Origin of the sequence: Citrobacter sp. Cu233 (assembly GCF_030332225.1) — a bacterium.
GTDB lineage: Bacteria > Pseudomonadota > Gammaproteobacteria > Enterobacterales > Enterobacteriaceae > Citrobacter.
The window spans coordinates 74,541-92,636 of sequence record NZ_JAOWIF010000041.1 but is presented as its reverse complement, the minus strand read 5'-3'; the positions used below and the strand labels follow the sequence as shown (position 1 = coordinate 92,636).

The 18,096-nt window shown below is 51.5% G+C and carries 20 protein-coding genes and 1 pseudogene; 12 read left to right on the top strand and 9 right to left on the bottom strand.

The features are described 5' to 3' along the window. Nucleotides 1-143: 143 nt before the first annotated feature. The 8 genes from OGX95_RS18305 to OGX95_RS18270 all read right to left on the bottom strand — a co-directional run bounded on the left by OGX95_RS18305 (nt 144) and on the right by OGX95_RS18270 (nt 5,222). A complete protein-coding gene (locus OGX95_RS18305) occupies nt 144-2,552 on the bottom strand; it encodes a replication endonuclease (RefSeq protein ID WP_286630503.1) in 2,409 nt (802 codons plus the stop codon). Next, a complete protein-coding gene (locus OGX95_RS18300) occupies nt 2,543-3,400 on the bottom strand; it encodes a DNA adenine methylase (RefSeq protein ID WP_286630502.1) in 858 nt (285 codons plus the stop codon). Before OGX95_RS18300 ends, OGX95_RS18305 begins: the two co-directional genes overlap by 10 nt. After that, nucleotides 3,397-3,624 (bottom strand): TraR/DksA family transcriptional regulator, encoded by a 228-nt coding sequence (locus tag OGX95_RS18295; protein WP_286630501.1) that lies wholly within the window; start codon nt 3,622-3,624, stop codon nt 3,397-3,399. The genes OGX95_RS18300 and OGX95_RS18295 overlap by 4 nt, the downstream gene beginning before the upstream one ends. After that, nucleotides 3,624-3,857 carry a DUF2732 family protein gene (locus tag OGX95_RS18290; RefSeq protein WP_286630500.1) on the bottom strand — a complete coding sequence of 78 codons (234 nt, stop codon included), beginning with the start codon at nt 3,855-3,857 and terminating at the stop codon, nt 3,624-3,626. The genes OGX95_RS18295 and OGX95_RS18290 overlap by 1 nt, the downstream gene beginning before the upstream one ends. A 67-nt stretch (nt 3,858-3,924) precedes the next feature. Beyond that, on the bottom strand, nt 3,925-4,266 hold the full coding sequence (locus OGX95_RS18285; protein WP_053276639.1) for a DUF5347 domain-containing protein: 342 nt from the start codon (nt 4,264-4,266) through the stop codon (nt 3,925-3,927). Beyond that, a complete protein-coding gene (locus tag OGX95_RS18280) occupies nt 4,230-4,430 on the bottom strand; it encodes a phage filamentation protein Fil family protein (RefSeq protein ID WP_286630499.1) in 201 nt (66 codons plus the stop codon). Before OGX95_RS18280 ends, OGX95_RS18285 begins: the two co-directional genes overlap by 37 nt. Nucleotides 4,431-4,437: 7 nt before the next feature. Next, a complete protein-coding gene (locus tag OGX95_RS18275) occupies nt 4,438-4,947 on the bottom strand; it encodes a phage regulatory CII family protein (RefSeq protein ID WP_000460858.1) in 510 nt (169 codons plus the stop codon). Nucleotides 4,948-4,979: 32 nt separating this feature from the next. Beyond that, on the bottom strand, nt 4,980-5,222 hold the full coding sequence (locus OGX95_RS18270; protein ID WP_286630498.1) for a Rha family transcriptional regulator: 243 nt from the start codon (nt 5,220-5,222) through the stop codon (nt 4,980-4,982). Between the two features lie 116 nt (nt 5,223-5,338). Here OGX95_RS18270 and OGX95_RS18265 point away from each other — a divergent pair, with 116 nt between their 5' ends. The 12 genes and pseudogenes from OGX95_RS18265 to fecE all read left to right on the top strand — a co-directional run bounded on the left by OGX95_RS18265 (nt 5,339) and on the right by fecE (nt 17,620). Continuing rightward, nucleotides 5,339-5,971: a phage repressor protein CI gene (locus tag OGX95_RS18265; protein WP_286630497.1), complete on the top strand. Its 633-nt coding sequence runs from the start codon at nt 5,339-5,341 to the stop codon at nt 5,969-5,971. 1 nt (nt 5,972) lies between these two features. Continuing rightward, nucleotides 5,973-6,989, top strand: a complete 1,017-nt coding sequence (locus OGX95_RS18260) for a site-specific integrase (RefSeq protein WP_286630496.1) — start codon at nt 5,973-5,975, stop codon at nt 6,987-6,989. An 11-nt stretch (nt 6,990-7,000) separates the two neighbouring features. Continuing rightward, nucleotides 7,001-8,062 carry a hypothetical protein gene (locus tag OGX95_RS18255; protein WP_286630495.1) on the top strand — a complete coding sequence of 354 codons (1,062 nt, stop codon included), beginning with the start codon at nt 7,001-7,003 and terminating at the stop codon, nt 8,060-8,062. A 333-nt stretch (nt 8,063-8,395) separates the two neighbouring features. Further along, nucleotides 8,396-8,482, top strand: a pseudogene (locus OGX95_RS18250) (hypothetical protein); the annotation flags it as partial. Between the two features lie 291 nt (nt 8,483-8,773). Continuing rightward, entirely contained in the window at nt 8,774-9,757 is a 984-nt protein-coding gene (locus OGX95_RS18245) for an alpha/beta hydrolase (protein ID WP_286630494.1), read from the top strand. Nucleotides 9,758-10,048: 291 nt separating this feature from the next. Then, entirely contained in the window at nt 10,049-10,570 is a 522-nt protein-coding gene (gene fecI / locus OGX95_RS18240) for a ferric citrate uptake sigma factor FecI (protein WP_286630493.1), read from the top strand. After that, nucleotides 10,567-11,520 (top strand): ferric citrate uptake sigma factor regulator FecR, encoded by a 954-nt coding sequence (fecR, locus tag OGX95_RS18235; protein ID WP_286630492.1) that lies wholly within the window; start codon nt 10,567-10,569, stop codon nt 11,518-11,520. The genes fecI and fecR overlap by 4 nt, the downstream gene beginning before the upstream one ends. A gap of 86 nt (nt 11,521-11,606) precedes the next feature. Continuing rightward, on the top strand, nt 11,607-13,931 hold the full coding sequence (gene fecA, locus OGX95_RS18230) for a TonB-dependent Fe(3+) dicitrate receptor FecA (RefSeq protein WP_286630491.1): 2,325 nt from the start codon (nt 11,607-11,609) through the stop codon (nt 13,929-13,931). 73 nt (nt 13,932-14,004) lie between these two features. Then, nucleotides 14,005-14,904, top strand: coding sequence for a Fe(3+) dicitrate ABC transporter substrate-binding protein FecB (locus OGX95_RS18225; protein WP_286630490.1), 900 nt, complete (start codon nt 14,005-14,007; stop codon nt 14,902-14,904). Then, complete coding sequence (fecC, locus tag OGX95_RS18220) at nt 14,901-15,899, top strand: iron-dicitrate ABC transporter permease FecC (protein WP_286630489.1); 999 nt, start codon at nt 14,901-14,903, stop codon at nt 15,897-15,899. The genes OGX95_RS18225 and fecC overlap by 4 nt, the downstream gene beginning before the upstream one ends. Further along, on the top strand, nt 15,896-16,852 hold the full coding sequence (fecD, locus tag OGX95_RS18215; protein ID WP_286630488.1) for a Fe(3+) dicitrate ABC transporter permease subunit FecD: 957 nt from the start codon (nt 15,896-15,898) through the stop codon (nt 16,850-16,852). Before fecC ends, fecD begins: the two co-directional genes overlap by 4 nt. Then, a complete protein-coding gene (gene fecE, locus OGX95_RS18210; protein ID WP_286630487.1) occupies nt 16,853-17,620 on the top strand; it encodes a Fe(3+) dicitrate ABC transporter ATP-binding protein FecE in 768 nt (255 codons plus the stop codon). A 90-nt stretch (nt 17,621-17,710) separates the two neighbouring features. On the opposite strand, the gene OGX95_RS18205 is transcribed toward fecE, so the two are convergent. Then, the gene (locus OGX95_RS18205) at nt 17,711-17,926 is read right to left on the bottom strand and encodes an AraC family transcriptional regulator N-terminal domain-containing protein (protein ID WP_286630486.1); all 216 of its coding nucleotides are present in this window, start codon (nt 17,924-17,926) and stop codon (nt 17,711-17,713) included. Nucleotides 17,927-18,096: the final 170 nt, after the last annotated feature.

Below are 18,096 nucleotides of genomic sequence, written 5' to 3'. Positions count from 1 at the left end.
CACGGATACACAACACCTGTATTTATATCCACTGTTTATATGTACAGTATACTTCTGATATTCAAATGTAAAATATTTTTTATCCGTCAATGAGAACACTCTTACGCAGGTCGTTAAGAGCATGAATTGTTAAAGCTTCGCGGTCAGTACCACTGCCGCCATTTATCATCTTCCTGTAGACGCTGCCCCCGATAGAACAGGCGCAATCCGGCTCCAGATGGGATACTACCGCCACGCAAAAGCAGATCTACTTCCGTATTACTTGCATCAAATCCTCTGGAACTCAGTTCTGCCTCAAGCTGCAGGCGCTGCTGCTCCGAAATACTCTGTTTATATGTTCTCTTCCTCTTAGGTTTTATCAGCCTTAGTCGGGCTGTTAGTTCCCGGCGTTCCTTCAGGCTCATGTTGTGGAGGTAACCCTGCAGTTCCTTCTCATTCATGGTTTTAATATCTTGTAAATCACTCCCTGATTTGTTTGAATTTTCAACAGGGGGACAGTTATCGCCACGAGTCCAAGGGGCGCAAGCGCCCTGGTCGGCTGCCGCCTCCTGAACGTCAACGGCCTTACGAACCTTTTTCCACTTCATCGCGTGCGTGCAAATCTTGCCCTCTACAATAGGGGACCAGATGCCATAGATACGGATACCGTGATCGCCGTAGGCGCTCGGTTCGTCGTTAAGCTCATAAGCCGTGCGGACAAGGTGATGTTTGCGGGGAACCAGTACACCGCCCTGCTTCATGATGTAGGTGGCAAAGCAACCCGCATCTGCAGCTGCCAGTACCGCATCCAGACGCGGGTTATCCAGTACCGGCGCACCCGCTTTGCGTTCGCCCTGTACTCTCGCCGCCTGACCAGCCAGCAAGCGCAGCTCGCGGTATGCCTGGCGCCCCGGAATACCAAAGAAACGAAATTGCTGGACACGGTGCAGTGACGCCCAGGCGCTGACATGCTCGGCGCTGTCACGCAGTGATCTGCCGGTTTCTTTGCTGATTTCTTTAGCCAGCCCGCGCCCGTCGATGTTCTTACTGATGTATTTGGCGATGTAGCTTGTCGGTGTGCCCTTGCGCGGGTTGATTAGCTCGGACTTGAAGCGCGGTCCGGTATTGGTGCCCAGCTCCTCGCGGTCTTCACGGATGGCAAACTTACGCAGCAGCGCGGTGATGGAACGACGGTCTTTTTTGCGCATAAAGCACAGAAGATGCCAGTGCACAGTGCCGTCATGGTGCGGCTCTGCAACGCGGACGCCGTACCAGCGCAGCCCGGCTTTGTGCATGGCCTTGCGGAAAGCGGCGAATGTATCAACCAGATAGTCACTGCTCTGCCGAACCGTGGCGCTGGTCCATTTCGGATTAGGTCTGCCGTTGTTGAGGGTTGCGTGGAAGCGTGACGGGCAGGTGATGGTAAAGAACACGGCGCAGTCTCCGCGCATTTCCGCGATCAGTTCCAGCCCTTTTACACAGGCCATCATTTCATTACGGCGGTGCGCCGGGTTGCTGTTGCTGGCGTTCACCACATCTTCCATGTCCAGCGTGTCACCGTCTTCGTTCACCAGTTCATGCGAGCGGAAGAACTCCAACGATTTGCGACGCTGCTCGCGTTTGTGTATCACGGCTTCATAGCTGACATACGGGGACGCTTTCTTGTTGACCAGGCAGACGGCGCGCAGCTGCTCCTCCCGCCACTCGCAGCGCATCTGCCACAATTTGCGATACCACCAGTCCGCGCACAGCATGCGCGCCAGCGACGGTGGGATCAGTTCATAAGGCACCGGCTTGCGGCGGCGCTTTTTGCGGCGTAACTTCTCAAAGGCAGGCGGGATGACCTCAAGGCGCATGGCTTCTGCAGCAACCCTTTCCCATGCCTGGCGGATTTCTTCTGGTTTAACATCGTCACTGACAAACAGATCACCGCAAGCCGCATCAAGACACATGCTCATATGTGCCGCAACCAGCGTGGAAAGGCGCTTGACCTGCTCCTGATTCATTTCAGGCAGTACCAGCAGCCCCTCCAGCCCGTCCTGGCTCGCCATGAACCGGAAAGACGCAGACAACTGGCTGTCACGCACGCGCTCCAGCCGCTCAAGACAAGGCCTGATTGTTTCGCGCAGATAGCGGGAGTAAGCTTTAGCCCTGCCCAGGCTATGGAAGTATTTAATCCGCTCCAGCAGAGGCTTGCTGATATGGGCAGGCATGGCGCTTACATCGGCAATAATCACTAAATCGGGATTAACGCGCTGCTGTTCGCGGGCCATTTTGGCATGGCTAATTAGCTGATCCTGCTCTATTTCACGCTGGACAGGATCACGGGATTCATTAAAGAAATAGCGTTCCCAAACCTCATCACTCAACACCTCATGGCGCAGTTGCTCCTGCTCGTTATCCGCAGCGTACAGAGCGATCAGGTTTGAAAGTGCAGACACCGGCGCAACGTCCGCCGGTTCCAGATACGGGTTAACCGCTTTTTTTGGGGTATTCCATGGAAAGGCCACGGCGGCCTCATTCGAGCCGCCGGTGGTTTGTGCATGATGTAATGTGAATTTACTCACTGCCACGCCCGCACCTCAGTTTCCACCGGGATATCAGGACCAGACGCCAAATCAGCACCAAACCAGCATGCTGATTTTGTGGCGATGATTTCTACTGCAGTTTTACTATCACCGGCAGCCACGCCCATGCTGCGCTTAGCGGTTATACGATGGCGAGTAAAATCACGATAAAGTGAACGGGTCAGAGACGTATCGCTGTTGGACACGATAACCGTATGGCCTTCTGATGACCGGCGTTCAAGAATAGACGCCAGATGGTACTGATCATCCTCTGTAAAACCAGCTGTGTGATATCCGTTAAACGTGCCGTCATATGGTGGATCGCAATAGACAACATCACCCGTTTGCAGCAGTGCCAGTGTCTCGTCATAGCTGGCGCAGATAAACGTTGCGCGTTTTGCTTTTTCTGCAAATATGCGTATTTCGTTTTCAGGGAAGTACGGCTTTTTATAATTACCGTAAGGAACATTAAAATTACCGTCTAAGTTATAGCGACACAGTCCGCGATAACCATGGCGATTTAAATATAAGAAATACAATGCACGTTCAATTGCGCCACCATGGCGCAAGTTAAACTCCTGTCTCGTCTTATAATATGCCCCTGGATCATTACGGGCTTCAAAAAGATATCTGCCCTCTTTGATGAAGTATTCAACATCATTCTTAATCACCTGATAGAGATTAATCAGGTCTGGATTAATATCCGCGACAAGATAATGAGGATAGTCTGTCGCCATCATCACAGCACAGGAACCCGCGAAAGGTTCAACCAGTCGCGGGCCTGCTGGAAGGTGTTTTTTCAGTTCTGCCATGATGGCGGTTTTATTACCCGCCCATTTCAGGATAGTGCTCATACAGCACCCCCTACGTAATGTTTGCCTTTCAGCCCTGCGATTTCCTGACAGGTGACGCAACACTGCACGCCCGGAATAGCGCGGCGGCGAGCTGGCGGGATCGGTGCATCGCAATCAATGCAGAGCACACGGGAAACGCCCGGCGTTCTGTTGCGGGCGGTGTGGATGTGGCGCTGACGTTCTTCTTCAACGCGCTGCTGTACAAGGTCCATTGAATCAGTCATCAGTGGATCTCCTGCGCTTCGTTCTGAATGTTTTCAGCCGCAATACGCAGCAGTTCCGCCGCTTCAACGTGGTTAAGCTGGCGTGACGTGATATGGCAAGCCAGGCTATCAAGACGGGCAGCCATTGCCGCGGCCCGTGCCCGACGTTCTTCCATGCGTGCATCAGTCAGCATCTGGTTAAGGCCAGCATCATCTGGTCCTGTTTTGGTGACACGGGTTTCAATATTTCGCATAGTTGTTTCTCCTGAATTTGGGCAATAAGAAGCCCGGCGGGTTTACGCCACTAATTTCTGTTGTGGATTAATTCGGCATGGTTAGCCGTTTGGGAAATAAGCTCACCACTGCACGAAAATGATTCATTGCTTTAATCAGCTCCCGCGTTTCGTCAGTGGTCAGCTCATTAATTTTGACGCTGTGACGTTCTGCCGGAATTTTTGCCATATAAAATATGGCTGCCAGTGCCCTCTCATTCTGTTTATTGTTAACGTCCCTTGGGTCACGCATATCCTCAATAAATCTTTCAAGCTCCGACTCAATATTCAGGCCAAACACTTTTGCTCGTAGTTCCGCAATATGGTTCAGTCCGTCCAGGCGTTTACCGGGGCTTAATGGAACAGTCGCCGCAGCGCCTTCGATAGCCATGTGTTCCCCTTTTTGGTTGTAGAGAGTTCAGCCAGCAGCGCATCCTGAGAGCGGCAAGGATGCCATCGCTTGCCATCCCTCCCCATAATCCAGCCATGACCGCAGTGCATTGCAGGGCTTTGCTTAACGAGAAGCGATGCAAAAGATGGTTCTTTAGTCAGCATAACCACCTCAGATCAGACCGAACGAAGCACCGAGGCCCGTCACGGTATCCACCGCACTTGCCATTGCCGGGTTGGCCTGCAAACGCGCATGTAATGAAACAGCTGTCAGTGCCATTAAGCGCGTAACAGAGTTGATGCTATTGATCACATCGCGGCGGCCTGCACTGGTTTTCACATCACCGGATACTGCGCCTGCAGCTACTCGCCCGATCTCAGCAGTTGCGCTCATGACGTAATGCGGCAGGTTCTCTTTTGCCACTTCATTCAATGGCACGCACGGCAGGCAATGGATTTGAGCCAGAAAACCGTCAACCAGCGTTGAGTCTTCTGTAATATCAGTCAGAAGCCAGATCTCCGGCGGCGTAAGTTGATGCGGTTGCTCCGGGTTCAGCTTATTACGCAGCGTCTGGACATTCATTCCTGCACGTTCTGCCAGCTTAGCCATGTTGTGACGCAGCGCGAAAGCCCGGCAGGCTTCATCAAAATGTGGATGTTTGGAAATCTTATAATCAAACATGTGCCCCTCTCAAAAAGTTCTCATAATTGAACTTACTGACCAACAATGACGCGAAAGTTGGAATGACCGAGGGATTCACGAACCTGGTCTGTTTTGTACAACAGGTAACGCAGACTTACGCGACCTTTGTTTTTTTCTTTCTTGACCATGTACTTAGCAAGATGGCCATGGTGAATTTTCTGGTAAACAGAGCCACGGGAGATACCTTCCCATTCAGCGAACTCTGCAGGCGTAGCCATCTCTTTTGGTACACGAATTGAAATATCAGTGCTCATAGTGCAGTATCTCTTAGTTTGGTTTCGATTTATCTCGTTTTATAGGGTTAGGGTTTGTTTTTCAAACCCTGAGCGAATACTAAGATCACATTTTATATACGTCAAGGGTTTTGCTTATGAGATCCATCAAGGTAGGTAATGACAGCGGAGGGCGTGAAGCTATCAATAGGCTGATTAAGGCTTATAACTTCAACTCTCGACAACAGTTGTGCGACCATCTTTCCGTTTCAAAAAGCACCATGGCAAACAGATACTTAAGAGATAGCTTCCCTGCTGAATGGGTTATACAGTGCGCTCTTGAAACTGGGGTTTCGCTGCTTTGGTTAACGACTGGGCAAGGTGATAAAAATGATACTAACGCGCAGGAAAATAGTTTTGGTTTTGTGAACCAGACCCACATCAAACCGTTATCCGAGGTTGTAGCGCCTGAAATTGATAAGGCCACATTAGATGGTGGCGCTTTAGTGGACCAAGGCAAGGTGATATTGGATAACAGTCTAATCCCCCACAACATGACTAATCCGTGGCTCATCCATACAGACGATGGCTCTTACCTCGTTGACCGTAGCGGCACTCCACCAGTAAATGGCGTATGGCTCGTTGATATTGATGGAATAAAAACGATAGCTAAACTTGCACGCATCCCCGGCAATCGCTTAATTGTCCAGCAGGGTGAGTCATCTTTTGAGTGCAGCCTTGATGATATCGAGGTAGTAGGCCGTGCTATAAAAGTAATTAAGAGTCTGTGATATGACGATCAGAAAGCAGCCGAACGGAAAATGGTTGTGTGAGTGCTACCCGAACGGACGCGACGGCAAACGCGTGCGTAAGCAATTTGCGACGAAAGGCGAAGCCATAGCATTCGAAAACTTCACCATGGACGAAGTAAACAAAAAGCCATGGCTTGGAGAGAAGGAAGATCGTCGGCGCTTGTCAGAAGTAATTGAGCAATGGCACTCACTCTACGGGCAGACGCTTGCAGATCCCAAACGCCTGATGGCGAAACTTAAAATTATCTGTAATGGTCTGGGTGATCCCATCGCTTCAGAGCTGACCGCCGGTGACTTTACAAAATACCGCGAAGCACGGCTAAAAGGTGAGGTGCGAAATGAAGATGGCGCGCTTATGTCGCCAGTTAAGCCTCGCACGGTAAACCTTGAACAACGCAACCTATCATCCGTGTTTGGCACACTGAAAAAGTTGGGCCACTGGTCAGCACCCAACCCACTCGCCGGTTTGCCAACATTTAAAATCGCAGAAGGTGAACTGGCGTTCCTGGCGCCTGAAGAAATTAAGCGCCTGCTGGATGCCTGCGCTGACTCTCAAAACCCCAGCCTGCTGATGATAGCAAAAATATGCCTTGCCACCGGCGCTCGCTGGAGTGAAGCCGAAAACCTGCAGGGCCATCAGTTATCAAAGTACCGCATCACTTATACCAAGACAAAGGGCAAGAAAAACCGTACCGTGCCGATATCTCAGGCTCTGTATGACGAAATCCCGAAGAACAGAGGGAAGCTATTCACCCCATGCAGAAAAGCTTTTGAGCGTGCGGTAAAACGGGCAGGTATAGATCTACCGGAGGGCCAATGTACACACGTTCTGCGTCATACATTCGCCAGCCATTTTATGATGAATGGAGGAAACATACTGGTATTAAAAGATATATTAGGTCACTCAGATATTACGATGACTATGGTCTACGCACATTTCGCACCTGAGCATTTAGAGGATGCGGTAACTAAAAACCCACTACACAACCTAAGCTGATGATGATTCTTTTGACCTCCATTATTAAAACTCCTGCCATTTGGTTATATTTACTGGCACTAGTGATTATAATTTCAATTATTATCTGGAAAAAATGGTATATTCTTAGTAAAGAAAATTTATTCCAACAAAAGCTTTTTTGGTTTTCAATAGGCATCCCTTTACTTTCTTTTATATACTTTGGTGTGTTTGCATGGTCAGGGAAAGCGCCTGTCCTCTCTGCTCATGGATATTCTAGATTCTATGAAATAAGCAAATTTCCCTTATTAATATTGGCAAGCTCAGTACCTCTAGCTTCAATAGTTAATAATATTCACAGAACGATCCAGACTGAGTCGCAAATTAATACATCGGAATCTAAAAATGCTATAGATAGGTATCTAGCACATGAAAAAAACTTCATTGAGAAAATAAAAGATATACCTAGCTTCAATATAATTGAAGCCAACGATTCCAACGGCGGTATAAAAACCAACATATACGACCCAAATTATAAAATAGCCATAAAAGATAAAATAAATATATCAAACCCTTACCATCTTTATAAGAAAATTTATCCCGAAGCTACTATGGAAGTAGAGGCTAAATATGATCATAACGAAGACTTCATAAAAAAAACCGAAGATTACCTTAATATTATAAATGAAAACCTTGAAAGAAGCGAGATTAATAACACTTTGCTAGCAAGGCTTTCATTAAGTAAACTAAATGAAGTGTCATATTATACAGCATTATTACTTGAACACCTATGCGTTGAAAACATATCGTTAGCTATTTACAAAATACGCAGTGGGAACAAGGAAATGAAAACATTCACTGACAATGAATATATGTTCTTAGAAATTTTAGAAGCTGCGTATCATACTTCAAGAAAAGTGTTTTTTTTAGTAAAAGGTATTGAATCGTCTAAATTTGAGAATATTACAAGCTATATTTATGACTCAGAACCTAGTTTTGATATATTTAAAGATGCAAAGTTACAAAACTCCATTTACTCACCATCTTGGTTAGCTTATGTGACAAAGGAGCTTCATGTTGCAAAAGGTGGCGGCAATATGGCGGCAGAGCATTAAGAATGTATAAAACGGGTAAACATTAGAAAACACCAAGACTATGATTTAAATGATAAATTACTGTTTTCCTTGCGGAAACAATAGGATGTAGGAATTTCGGACGCGGGTTCAACTCCCGCCAGCTCCACCAAAATTCTCCATCGGTGATTACCAGAGTCATCCGATGAAGTCCTAAGAGCCCGCACGGCGCAAGCCCTGCGGGCTTTTTTGTACCTGCAATTTGTCCCGCGAAGTCTGATGCCAACTAATTAAATCCGAACCTTTTAGGCCCATTAATAGGCCCAACAAAACTATCTATTGTCTTTGTTGGGCCCAAAAGCGTGGAAGCTAATAATGGCAAGAAAAACCAAGCCTCTAACCGATACTGAAATCAAAGCAGCTAAACTCAAAGATGCCGATTACCAGCTGTATGGACTGACCCCATGAACCGATCAGTTATCCAGATTTGATTACGTTTGCGAAGTTTTTGTTTCATTGGCTACTGTTCTGATTCGACTCACTTATAAATCAATGATCTCACTGTAATCCGACACAATGCTTTGTTCAAGAATGTCAGCTCCTCACTCACAGCAGACTTTAAACTCATCCAGTACCTCCGTTCTGTGCCAGCAGAGGACTTTTCTATTGCCGCTGATGTATTGATCAATGGAGAGCAGGCCATATTTATAATATAAATTGACGGGTACACTGAATTTTACAGGAACATCGCCGATGAATATTGCCGCCTCAATTGCCCTTTTGAGCGCTTGCCCATTTGTGAGTCTGGCGGCAGTACCGGTAACCTTTTCCGAAACTGTCCTGGATGCCGCAGGGCCAAAAGGTCCTTTGAAAGGCACGTTACTCACCCCGAATTCAAAACCAACAGCCGTTGTTCTTATCGTTCCTGGCTCCGGGCCAACCGATCGGGATGGAAACAACCCGCTTGGTGTGAATGCATCCCCTTACCGACTTCTTGCTGAAGGCCTGGCTGCCAAAGGTTTTGCGACGCTTCGTATCGACAAACGTGGAATGTTCGCTAGCGCAATGGCCGTAGAGGATGCCAATGCGGTGACGATTGCTGACTATGTTGACGACGTTCGATCCTGGGTAGACGAGCTTAGACATCATATGCACACTCCCTGTGTTTGGGTTTTAGGGCACAGCGAAGGGGGCGTAGTCGCACTTGCCTCGGCTCAAGAAGAGGATGTGTGCGGCGTGGTTCTTATCGCAACGCCCGGGAGGCCGATGGGCGAGGTGTTGAGGGGGCAACTTAACGCGAATCCGGAAAATGAAATTCTATTAAAGCAGGCTCTGCCGATAATTGATGCTCTGGAGCATCGGCGGCGAGTCGATATTACGAATATTCACCCAGCACTGCAAAGTATCTTTAATCCTGCTGTTCAGGGGTTTTTGATCAATGCGTTTTCATATAATCCGGGTCATCTCATTTCGAGTATTTCCAAACCCGTGTTAGTGCTACAAGGGCAACGCGATCTCCAGGTGGAGGAAACGGATGCAAGACTGCTTAAGGCTGCGAATCCTCAAGCGTCCCTGGTTATACTGCCCAATATGAACCATGTTATGAAAGAGGTGACTTCGGACGATCGCAAAGCGAATATCGAGTCATACGCTGAACCTGCGCTCCCCTTAGCTCCCGGTTTAATCGACTCGATTGAGCATTTCCTGATCCGCAACTCACCTTTTCCCGAAAAGTAACAGCTGCTCTGCTCTCGGCACTCTCCAAAAAAAACGCTTTACTTTTAAATAGTTAAGTATGATTTAAAGCATTCGTCTGCGCCACGCTCACAGCAGACATGGTCAGATGTCAGTCCAACGTCACATGCCAGAAGCAGACTCCCCCTTCCCCTCTGATATCCACCTCATAACATTTTTATAAATAACAACGCATTAAGAAGTTCAACGTAATACAATCATATTTACAATTGTAATGATAACCATTCTCATATTACTATGATCGCGTGATAATTAACTTTTGATACATTCCGCATGTCTGACCACGCCACTACCACTGCTTCCTTTACGCTCGAGTCGCTTTATGGCGCACATCACGGCTGGCTGAAAAGCTGGCTGACGCGCAAACTCCAGTCCGCCTTTGATGCAGATGACATTGCCCAGGACACTTTTCTACGGGTAATGGGCAGCGACTCGCTCTCGACGATCCGCGATCCGCGCTCCTTTCTGTGCACTCTCGCCAAACGGGTGATGGTCGACCTGTTTCGCCGAAACGCGCTGGAAAAAGCCTATCTGGAGATGCTGGCGCTTATGCCGGAGGCGCTCGCACCTTCCCCCGAGGAACGCGAGAGCCAGCTCGAAACCCTGCAACTCATCGACAGCATGCTTGACGGGCTGAACGGAAAAACACGAGAAGCGTTTCTGCTTTCGCAACTGGATGGTCTGACATACAGCGAGATCGCGCTGAAGCTCGGTATCTCCGTCAGCTCGGTGAAAAAGTATATGGCAAAGGCTGTCGAACATTGTCTGCTGTTTCGTCTGGAGCACGGCCTGTGAACGCTTCTATCACCGATTCTCGCCGCCAGGCATTGCGCTCGGCATCACACTGGTATGCTGTATTGAGCGGCGAGCGTGTCAGCCCACAGCAAGAAGCGCGCTGGCAACAATGGTACGAAGAGGACAAAGATCATCAGTGGGCCTGGCAACAGGTTGAAAACCTGCGCAGCCAGCTCAGCCGCGTACCGGGTGATGTCGCCAGCCGGGCGCTGCACGATACGCGCCTTACCCGTCGTCATGTCATGAAAGGGCTACTTCTGCTGGTCGGCGTGGGCGGCGGCTGGCAGCTCTGGCAATCTGAAGCCGGTGAAGGTCTGCGCGCGGATTACCGCACCGCCAAAGGCGCGGTCAGCCATCAGCGGCTGGAAGATGGCTCGCTGCTGACACTCAACACACAAAGCGCCGCGGACGTTCGTTTTGATACGCGTCAACGAGTTGTCCATCTCTGGTACGGCGAAATTGCTATTACCACCGAAAAAGACGCGCAGCAAAGACCTTTCCGCGTTGTGACCCGCCAGGGCCAGCTCACCGCATTAGGCACAGAATTTACCGTCTACCAGCAGGACAACGTCACACGCGTTGTCGTTCAACAACACGCTGTTGAAGTTTTACTGGCAAATCGTCCGCAGGAAAAACGCATCGTCAGCGCTGGTGAGAGCCTGCAGTTTAGCGCATCTGAATTTGGTGCAATAGCCCCAGCGGATGATGAAAGCGCTGCCTGGACGCAGGGCATTCTGAGCTTCAGCGATAAACCTTTGGGTGAAGTGATTGCCACGCTGAGCCGTTATCGCAACGGCGTACTGCGCTGCGATCCGGCTGTGGCCGGGCTACGCCTGAGTGGCACTTTCCCGCTGAAAAATACTGATGCAATACTGGATGTTATTGCCATGACTCTTCCAGTGAAAATTCAGTCAGTTACGCGATACTGGATAAATATCTCTGCATTGTAAGAAAAATAATTCTCATTTCGATTGTCCTTTTTCCCCTTCTCATTCGACTCATAACTGAACACAACAAAAATGATGATGGAGAAGGTATGACGCCTTTACGCGTTTTTCGCAAAACAACACCTTTGGTTAACGCCGTTCGCCTGAGCCTGCTGCCGCTGGCCGGGCTGTCATTATCCGCCTTCGCAGCGCAGGTTGATATTGCACCGGGTTCGCTCGACAAAGCCCTTAATCAGTATGCCGCGCTCAGCGGAATTACCCTGTCGGTTGACGCCAACCTGACACGCGGCAAACAGAGTAACGGTCTTCACGGTGACTACGACGTCGAAACCGGCCTGCAACACCTGCTGAACGGTAGTGGCCTGCAGGTGAAACCGCTGGGTAATGACAGCTGGACGCTGGAGCCCGCACCAACACCGCAAGAAGATGCCCTGACCGTGGTGGGCGACTGGCTGGGGGATGCGCGCGAAAACGACGTATTCGAGCATGCCGGCGCACGCGACGTTATCCGCCGCGAGGATTTCGCCAAAACCGGCGCAACATCCATGCGCGAGGTACTGAACCGCATTCCTGGCGTTACCGCCCCTGAAAACAACGGCACCGGTAGCCACGATCTGGCGATGAACTTTGGTATTCGCGGCCTGAACCCGCGCCTGGCCAGCCGCTCAACGGTACTGATGGACGGTATTCCCGTGCCGTTTGCCCCTTACGGCCAGCCGCAGCTTTCACTGGCGCCCGTCTCACTCGGAAATATGGACGCCATCGACGTGGTTCGCGGCGGTGGCGCGGTGCGTTACGGGCCACAGAGCGTGGGCGGTGTGGTGAACTTTGTTACCCGCGCTATTCCGAAAAACTTCGGCATCGAAGCCGGCGTGGAAGGCCAGCTCAGCCCAACATCTTCACAAAATAACCCAAAAGAAACGCACAACCTGATGGTGGGCGGCACGGCGGATAACGGTTTTGGTACCGCCCTGCTTTACTCCGGTACACGTGGAAGCGACTGGCGCGAACACAGCGCGACCCGCATCGACGACCTGATGCTGAAAAGCAAATATGCACCAAACGAAGTGCATACCTTCAACAGTCTGTTGCAATACTACGACGGTGAAGCCGACATGCCCGGCGGCCTGTCTCGCGCGGATTACGACGCCAACAGCTGGCAATCCACGCGCCCTTACGATCGCTTCTGGGGGCGCCGCAAGCTGGCAAGCCTCGGCTATCAGTTCCAGCCGGACAGCCAGCATAAATTCAATATTCAGGGCTTCTACACTGAAACCCTGCGCAGCGGCTACCTGGAACAGGGCAAACGCCTCACCCTTTCACCGCGTAACTACTGGGTACGCGGCATTGAACCACGCTACAGTCAGAGCTTTATGGTGGGGCCTTCCGCGCACGAAGTGGGCCTGGGATACCGCTATGTGAGCGAGTCGACGCATGAAATGCGTTATTACACTGCCACCAGCAGTGGACAACTGCCGTCCAGCGCCAGCCCTTACGATCGCGACACTCGTTCCGGCACCGAAGCGCACGCCTGGTATCTGGATGACAAAATCGACATTGGCAACTGGACTATCACACCGGGTATGCGCTTTGAACATATCGAGTCATACCAGAACAACGCCATCAAAGGCACACATGAGGAAGTAAGCTACAACGCCCCACTTCCGGCGCTAAACGTACTTTATCACCTGACTGATAGCTGGAATCTTTATGCAAACACTGAAGGCTCATTCGGCACCGTACAGTACAGCCAAATTGGCAAGGCTGTGCAAAGCGGCAATGTGGAACCGGAAAAAGCGCGAACCTGGGAGCTCGGAACCCGATACGACGATGGCGCGCTGACGGCGGAAATGGGGCTGTTCTTGATTAACTTTAATAATCAGTACGATTCCAACCAAACCAACGACACCGTTACCGCACGCGGTAAAACGCGCCATACCGGACTGGAAACTCAGGCTCGCTATGATCTCGGCACATTGGCGCCAACGCTCGACAACGTTTCAGTCTACGCCAGCTATGCGTATGTGAACGCTGAGATTCGCGAGAAAGGCGACACCTACGGCAACCAGGTGCCGTTCTCACCGAAACACAAAGGTACATTGGGCGTGGACTATAAGCCGGGCAACTGGACCTTCAACCTGAATAGCGATTTCCAGTCCAGCCAGTTTGCGGATAACGCCAACACCGTTAAAGAGAGCGCTGACGGCAGTACCGGTCGCATCCCTGGCTTTATGCTCTGGGGCGCACGCGTAGCCTATGACTTTGGCCCGCAGATGGCAGACCTGAACCTGGCGTTCGGCGTGAAAAATATCTTCGACCAAGAGTATTTCACCCGCTCTTACGACGACAACAACAAAGGCATCTACGCAGGCCAGCCGCGCACGCTGTATATGCAGGGTTCGTTGAAGTTCTAAACCCCGTTTACCCGGCCTGCATGCTGATTTGTAGGTCGGGCAAACGAAACGCCACCCGACGCAGGCAATTTACATGTTCACACCATTACGCACGCTGTTCGCCGCTCTGCTGCTCACCGGCCATGCTTTTGCCGCCACGGTTCATGACGAACATGGCACCTTTACGCTTGATAAAACGCCACAACGGATAGTGGTGCTGGAACTGTCGTTCGCGGACGCACTGGCCGCTGTCGATGTCAGTCCGGTCGGCATTGCCGACGATAACAATGCCATGCGCATTCTTCCAGAGGTTCGTGCCCATCTGAAACCCTGGCAGTCTGTCGGCACGCGTGCGCAGCCGAGTTTAGAAGCCATCAGCGCGCTGAAACCGGATCTGATCATTGCCGACAGCAGCCGCCATGCAGGTATTTACAGCGCCTTACAGCAAATCGCACCGGTGCTGCTGCTCAAGTCCCGCAATGAAACCTACGCTGAAAATCTTCAGTCTGCGGCCATTATCGGTGAAATCGTGGGTAAAAAGGCACAGATGCAGTCACGCCTGGCGCAACACCAACAACAGATGTCAGCGTGGGCCAGCCAACTGCCAAAAGGCACGTTGGTGGTGTTTGGTACGTCCCGGGAGCAGCAGTTCAACCTGCACACGCAGGAGACCTGGACCGGGGGCGTCCTCACCTCTCTGGGGCTGACGGTGCCTGCGGCGATGGCGGGTTCGTCTATGCCGTCCATCGGTCTGGAACAGCTGCTAGCTCTCAATCCTGCATGGCTGCTGGTCGCGCACTATCGCGAAGAGAGCATCGTGAAACGCTGGCAACAAGACCCGCTGTGGCAGATGTTAACTGCGGCGCAAAAACAGCAGACAGCATCGGTCGACAGTAACGCCTGGGCGCGGATGCGCGGCATTTTCGCAGCCGAACGCATTGCCAGCGACACGGTAAAAATCTTTCACCACCAGCCTTTATCCGATGTGAAATGACAGTTTTCAAACATCCAGCGCTACAGTGGGGGCTTCCCCTTGTCACGCTTATCGCTATCTTCTGGCTGAGTCTGTTTTGCTACTCGGCCATTCCTGTTTCCGGTGTTGACGCCATTCACGCCCTGCTACCGGGCCATACGCCGACGCTTCCACAAGCGCTGGTGCAAAACCTTCGTTTGCCGAGAAGCCTGGTTGCCATTTTGATCGGCGCAAGCCTGGCTCTGGCGGGAGCGCTGCTGCAAACCCTGACGCATAATGCAATGGCCTCCCCTTCACTACTCGGTATTAACAGCGGCGCAGCGCTGGCGATGGCGCTTACCAGCGCTATCAGCCCTGCGCCCGTTACGGGTTACTCCATCGCCTTTATCGCCGCCTGCGGTGGCGGCGTAAGCTGGCTGATGGTGATGACCGCAGGTGGTGGATTTCGCCACACCCAGGACAGAAACAAACTGATCCTCGCGGGCATCGCGTTCTCGGCTTTCTGTATGGCCCTTACCCGCATCACCCTGCTGCTGACGGAAGATCACGCCTACGGCATTTTTTACTGGCTTGCGGGAGGCGTATCCCACGCACGTTGGCAGGAGTTCTGGCAGCTTTTCCCAATGGTGGTGGTTGCTGTACCGGTGGTATTGCTGCTGGCTAATCAACTGAACCTGCTTAACGTCAGTGACAGCACTGCCCACACGCTGGGGGTGAATCTGCCGAAGCTCCGTTTTATTATCAATATTCTGGTGTTGCTTCTGGTCGGTACCTGCGTCAGCGTGGCAGGTCCTGTGGCGTTTATCGGTCTGCTGATGCCGCATCTGGCTCGCTTCTGGGTGGGATTCGATCAGCGCAAGGTCCTGCCGATGAGCATGCTTATGGGCGCCACGCTGCTGCTGCTGGCTGATGTTCTGGCCCGAGCGCTAGCCTTCCCTGGCGAATTGCCCGCGGGGGCAGTAGTGGCGCTGATTGGTGCACCCTGTTTTGTCTGGCTGGTCAGGAGGCGTGGGTGAAAATTTCGTTCGTCATTTTCATCGCCCTCGCGCTGGCAGGATTTTCGGTTCTATCGCTGCAAATGGGGGTGATCGCCGTACCCTGGCGTGCCCTGCTGACCGACTGGCAGACCGGGCGCGAATATCATTACGTATTAACGGCGTACCGCCTGCCGCGACTGCTGCTGGCGCTGCTTGTCGGTGCCGCCCTCGCGGTGGCAGGCGTGCTGGTGCAGGGGATTGTACGTAACCCTCTGGCTTCACCGGATATTCTCGGCGTAAACCATGCCGCCAGCCTTGCCTCTGTAGGCGCACTGCTTCTCTTACCATCACTACCGGTGATTACTCTGCCGCTGCTGGCCTTTGCCGGTGGCATGGCGGGCCTGATCCTGCTGAGAATGCTGGCGAACACCAGCCAGCCTATGAAGCTGGCGCTCACGGGTGTTGCGCTTTCTGCCTGCTGGGCCAGTCTGACCGATTATCTGATGCTTTCGCGTCCGCAGAATGTGAGCAGCGCCCTGCTGTGGCTGACCGGCAGCTTATGGGGGCGTGACTGGAGCTTTGTGAAGATTGCCGTCCCGCTGCTGATTTTGTTTCTGCCGCTGAGTCTGCGTTTTTGCCGCGATCTCGACCTCCTGGCATTGGGCGATGCGCGCGCCACCACGCTCGGTGTGTCGGTGTCGCGTATTCGGCTCCAGGCTTTGCTACTGGCCATCGCCATGACATCGACCGGCGTGGCCGTCTGCGGCCCAATTAGCTTTATTGGTCTTGTGGTGCCGCATATGGTGCGCAGCATTACCGGTGGACGTCACCGCTGGCTGCTGCCCGTTTCAGCCATGACAGGTGCGTTGCTGCTGGTGGTTGCCGACCTGCTGGCGCGAATTATTCATCCTCCTCTGGAACTTCCGGCTGGCGTGCTGACCGCCATTATCGGTGCTCCATGGTTTGTCTGGCTGCTTGTGAGAATGCGATAAATGACATTACGAACTGAAAATCTGACGGTCTGTTACGGTACAAACAAGGTGCTTGATGGCGTTTCACTGACTCTACCAGCGGGGAAGACAACCGCCCTGCTCGGCCCTAACGGCTGCGGGAAATCAACGTTATTAAACTGTTTTTCGCGACTGTTAACGCCACAGTCCGGTGGCATATTTCTCGGCGATATTGCTATCAACACGCTCTCATCACGCCAGCTAGCCCGCAGGCTGGCGCTGCTGCCCCAGCACCATTCAACTCCCGAGGGGATAACCGTTCAGGAACTTGTTTCGTACGGTCGCAACCCGTGGTTGTCACTCTGGGGGCGTCTCTGCGTTGAAGACAATGCGCGGGTCCATGATGCTATGAGCCAGACCCGGATCCAACATCTTGCCGACCGACGGCTAACCGATCTTTCAGGCGGTCAGCGACAGCGCGCATTTCTGGCGATGGTCCTGGCGCAGGATACGCCCGTTGTGCTACTCGATGAGCCAACCACCTATCTCGATATCAATCACCAGGTGGAACTGATGCGGCTGATGGGCGAACTCCGGGCTCAGGGGAAAACGGTGGTCGCAGTACTGCACGACCTTAATCAGGCCAGCCGGTACTGCGACCATCTGGTGGTAATGGCGAACGGACATGTTATGTCGCAAGGCACACCAGAAGAGGTGATGAACCCTGGATTGCTGAGAACAGTATTCAGCGTGGATACGGAGATACACCCCGAACCAGTATCTGGCAGGCCGATGTGTGTAGTGAGGTAGATGATACAGTCTGTAATGGTACCATGGTCTCAACAGGTCGCCAGTCATATCACTCGCGCTGCGATGACTTCACTCTGCCCAGGTAACATTTCAACTGTTCTGAGCTGAATTATATTGCAGCGTTCTGTCATCAATCATCATGCGTTTAGGACCAGTCAAAACCATGTTAATCATCGGTTCATAAACCGTAGACAGGCGGTGTTCAGAGATTACTCTCTGCACCATCGCAACCCGTGAAATGCAGGTTTCGGTACGCTGATTACCCGTGGCAGACGCAAGTTCTCGTAACTTCGGTAATTTTTTCATTTACAGCATCCGGACAACATATCATCTGCTTATATTCATTCAATTGACGAGTAAAATAGAATGAATACATCCTATTCAAATATATATCTACAAAAAATGAAAAACGGATGGCACAATAAAGAATAATCACAACATCTAAAAATAATGGTAGGTTCTTAGTGAATATAATA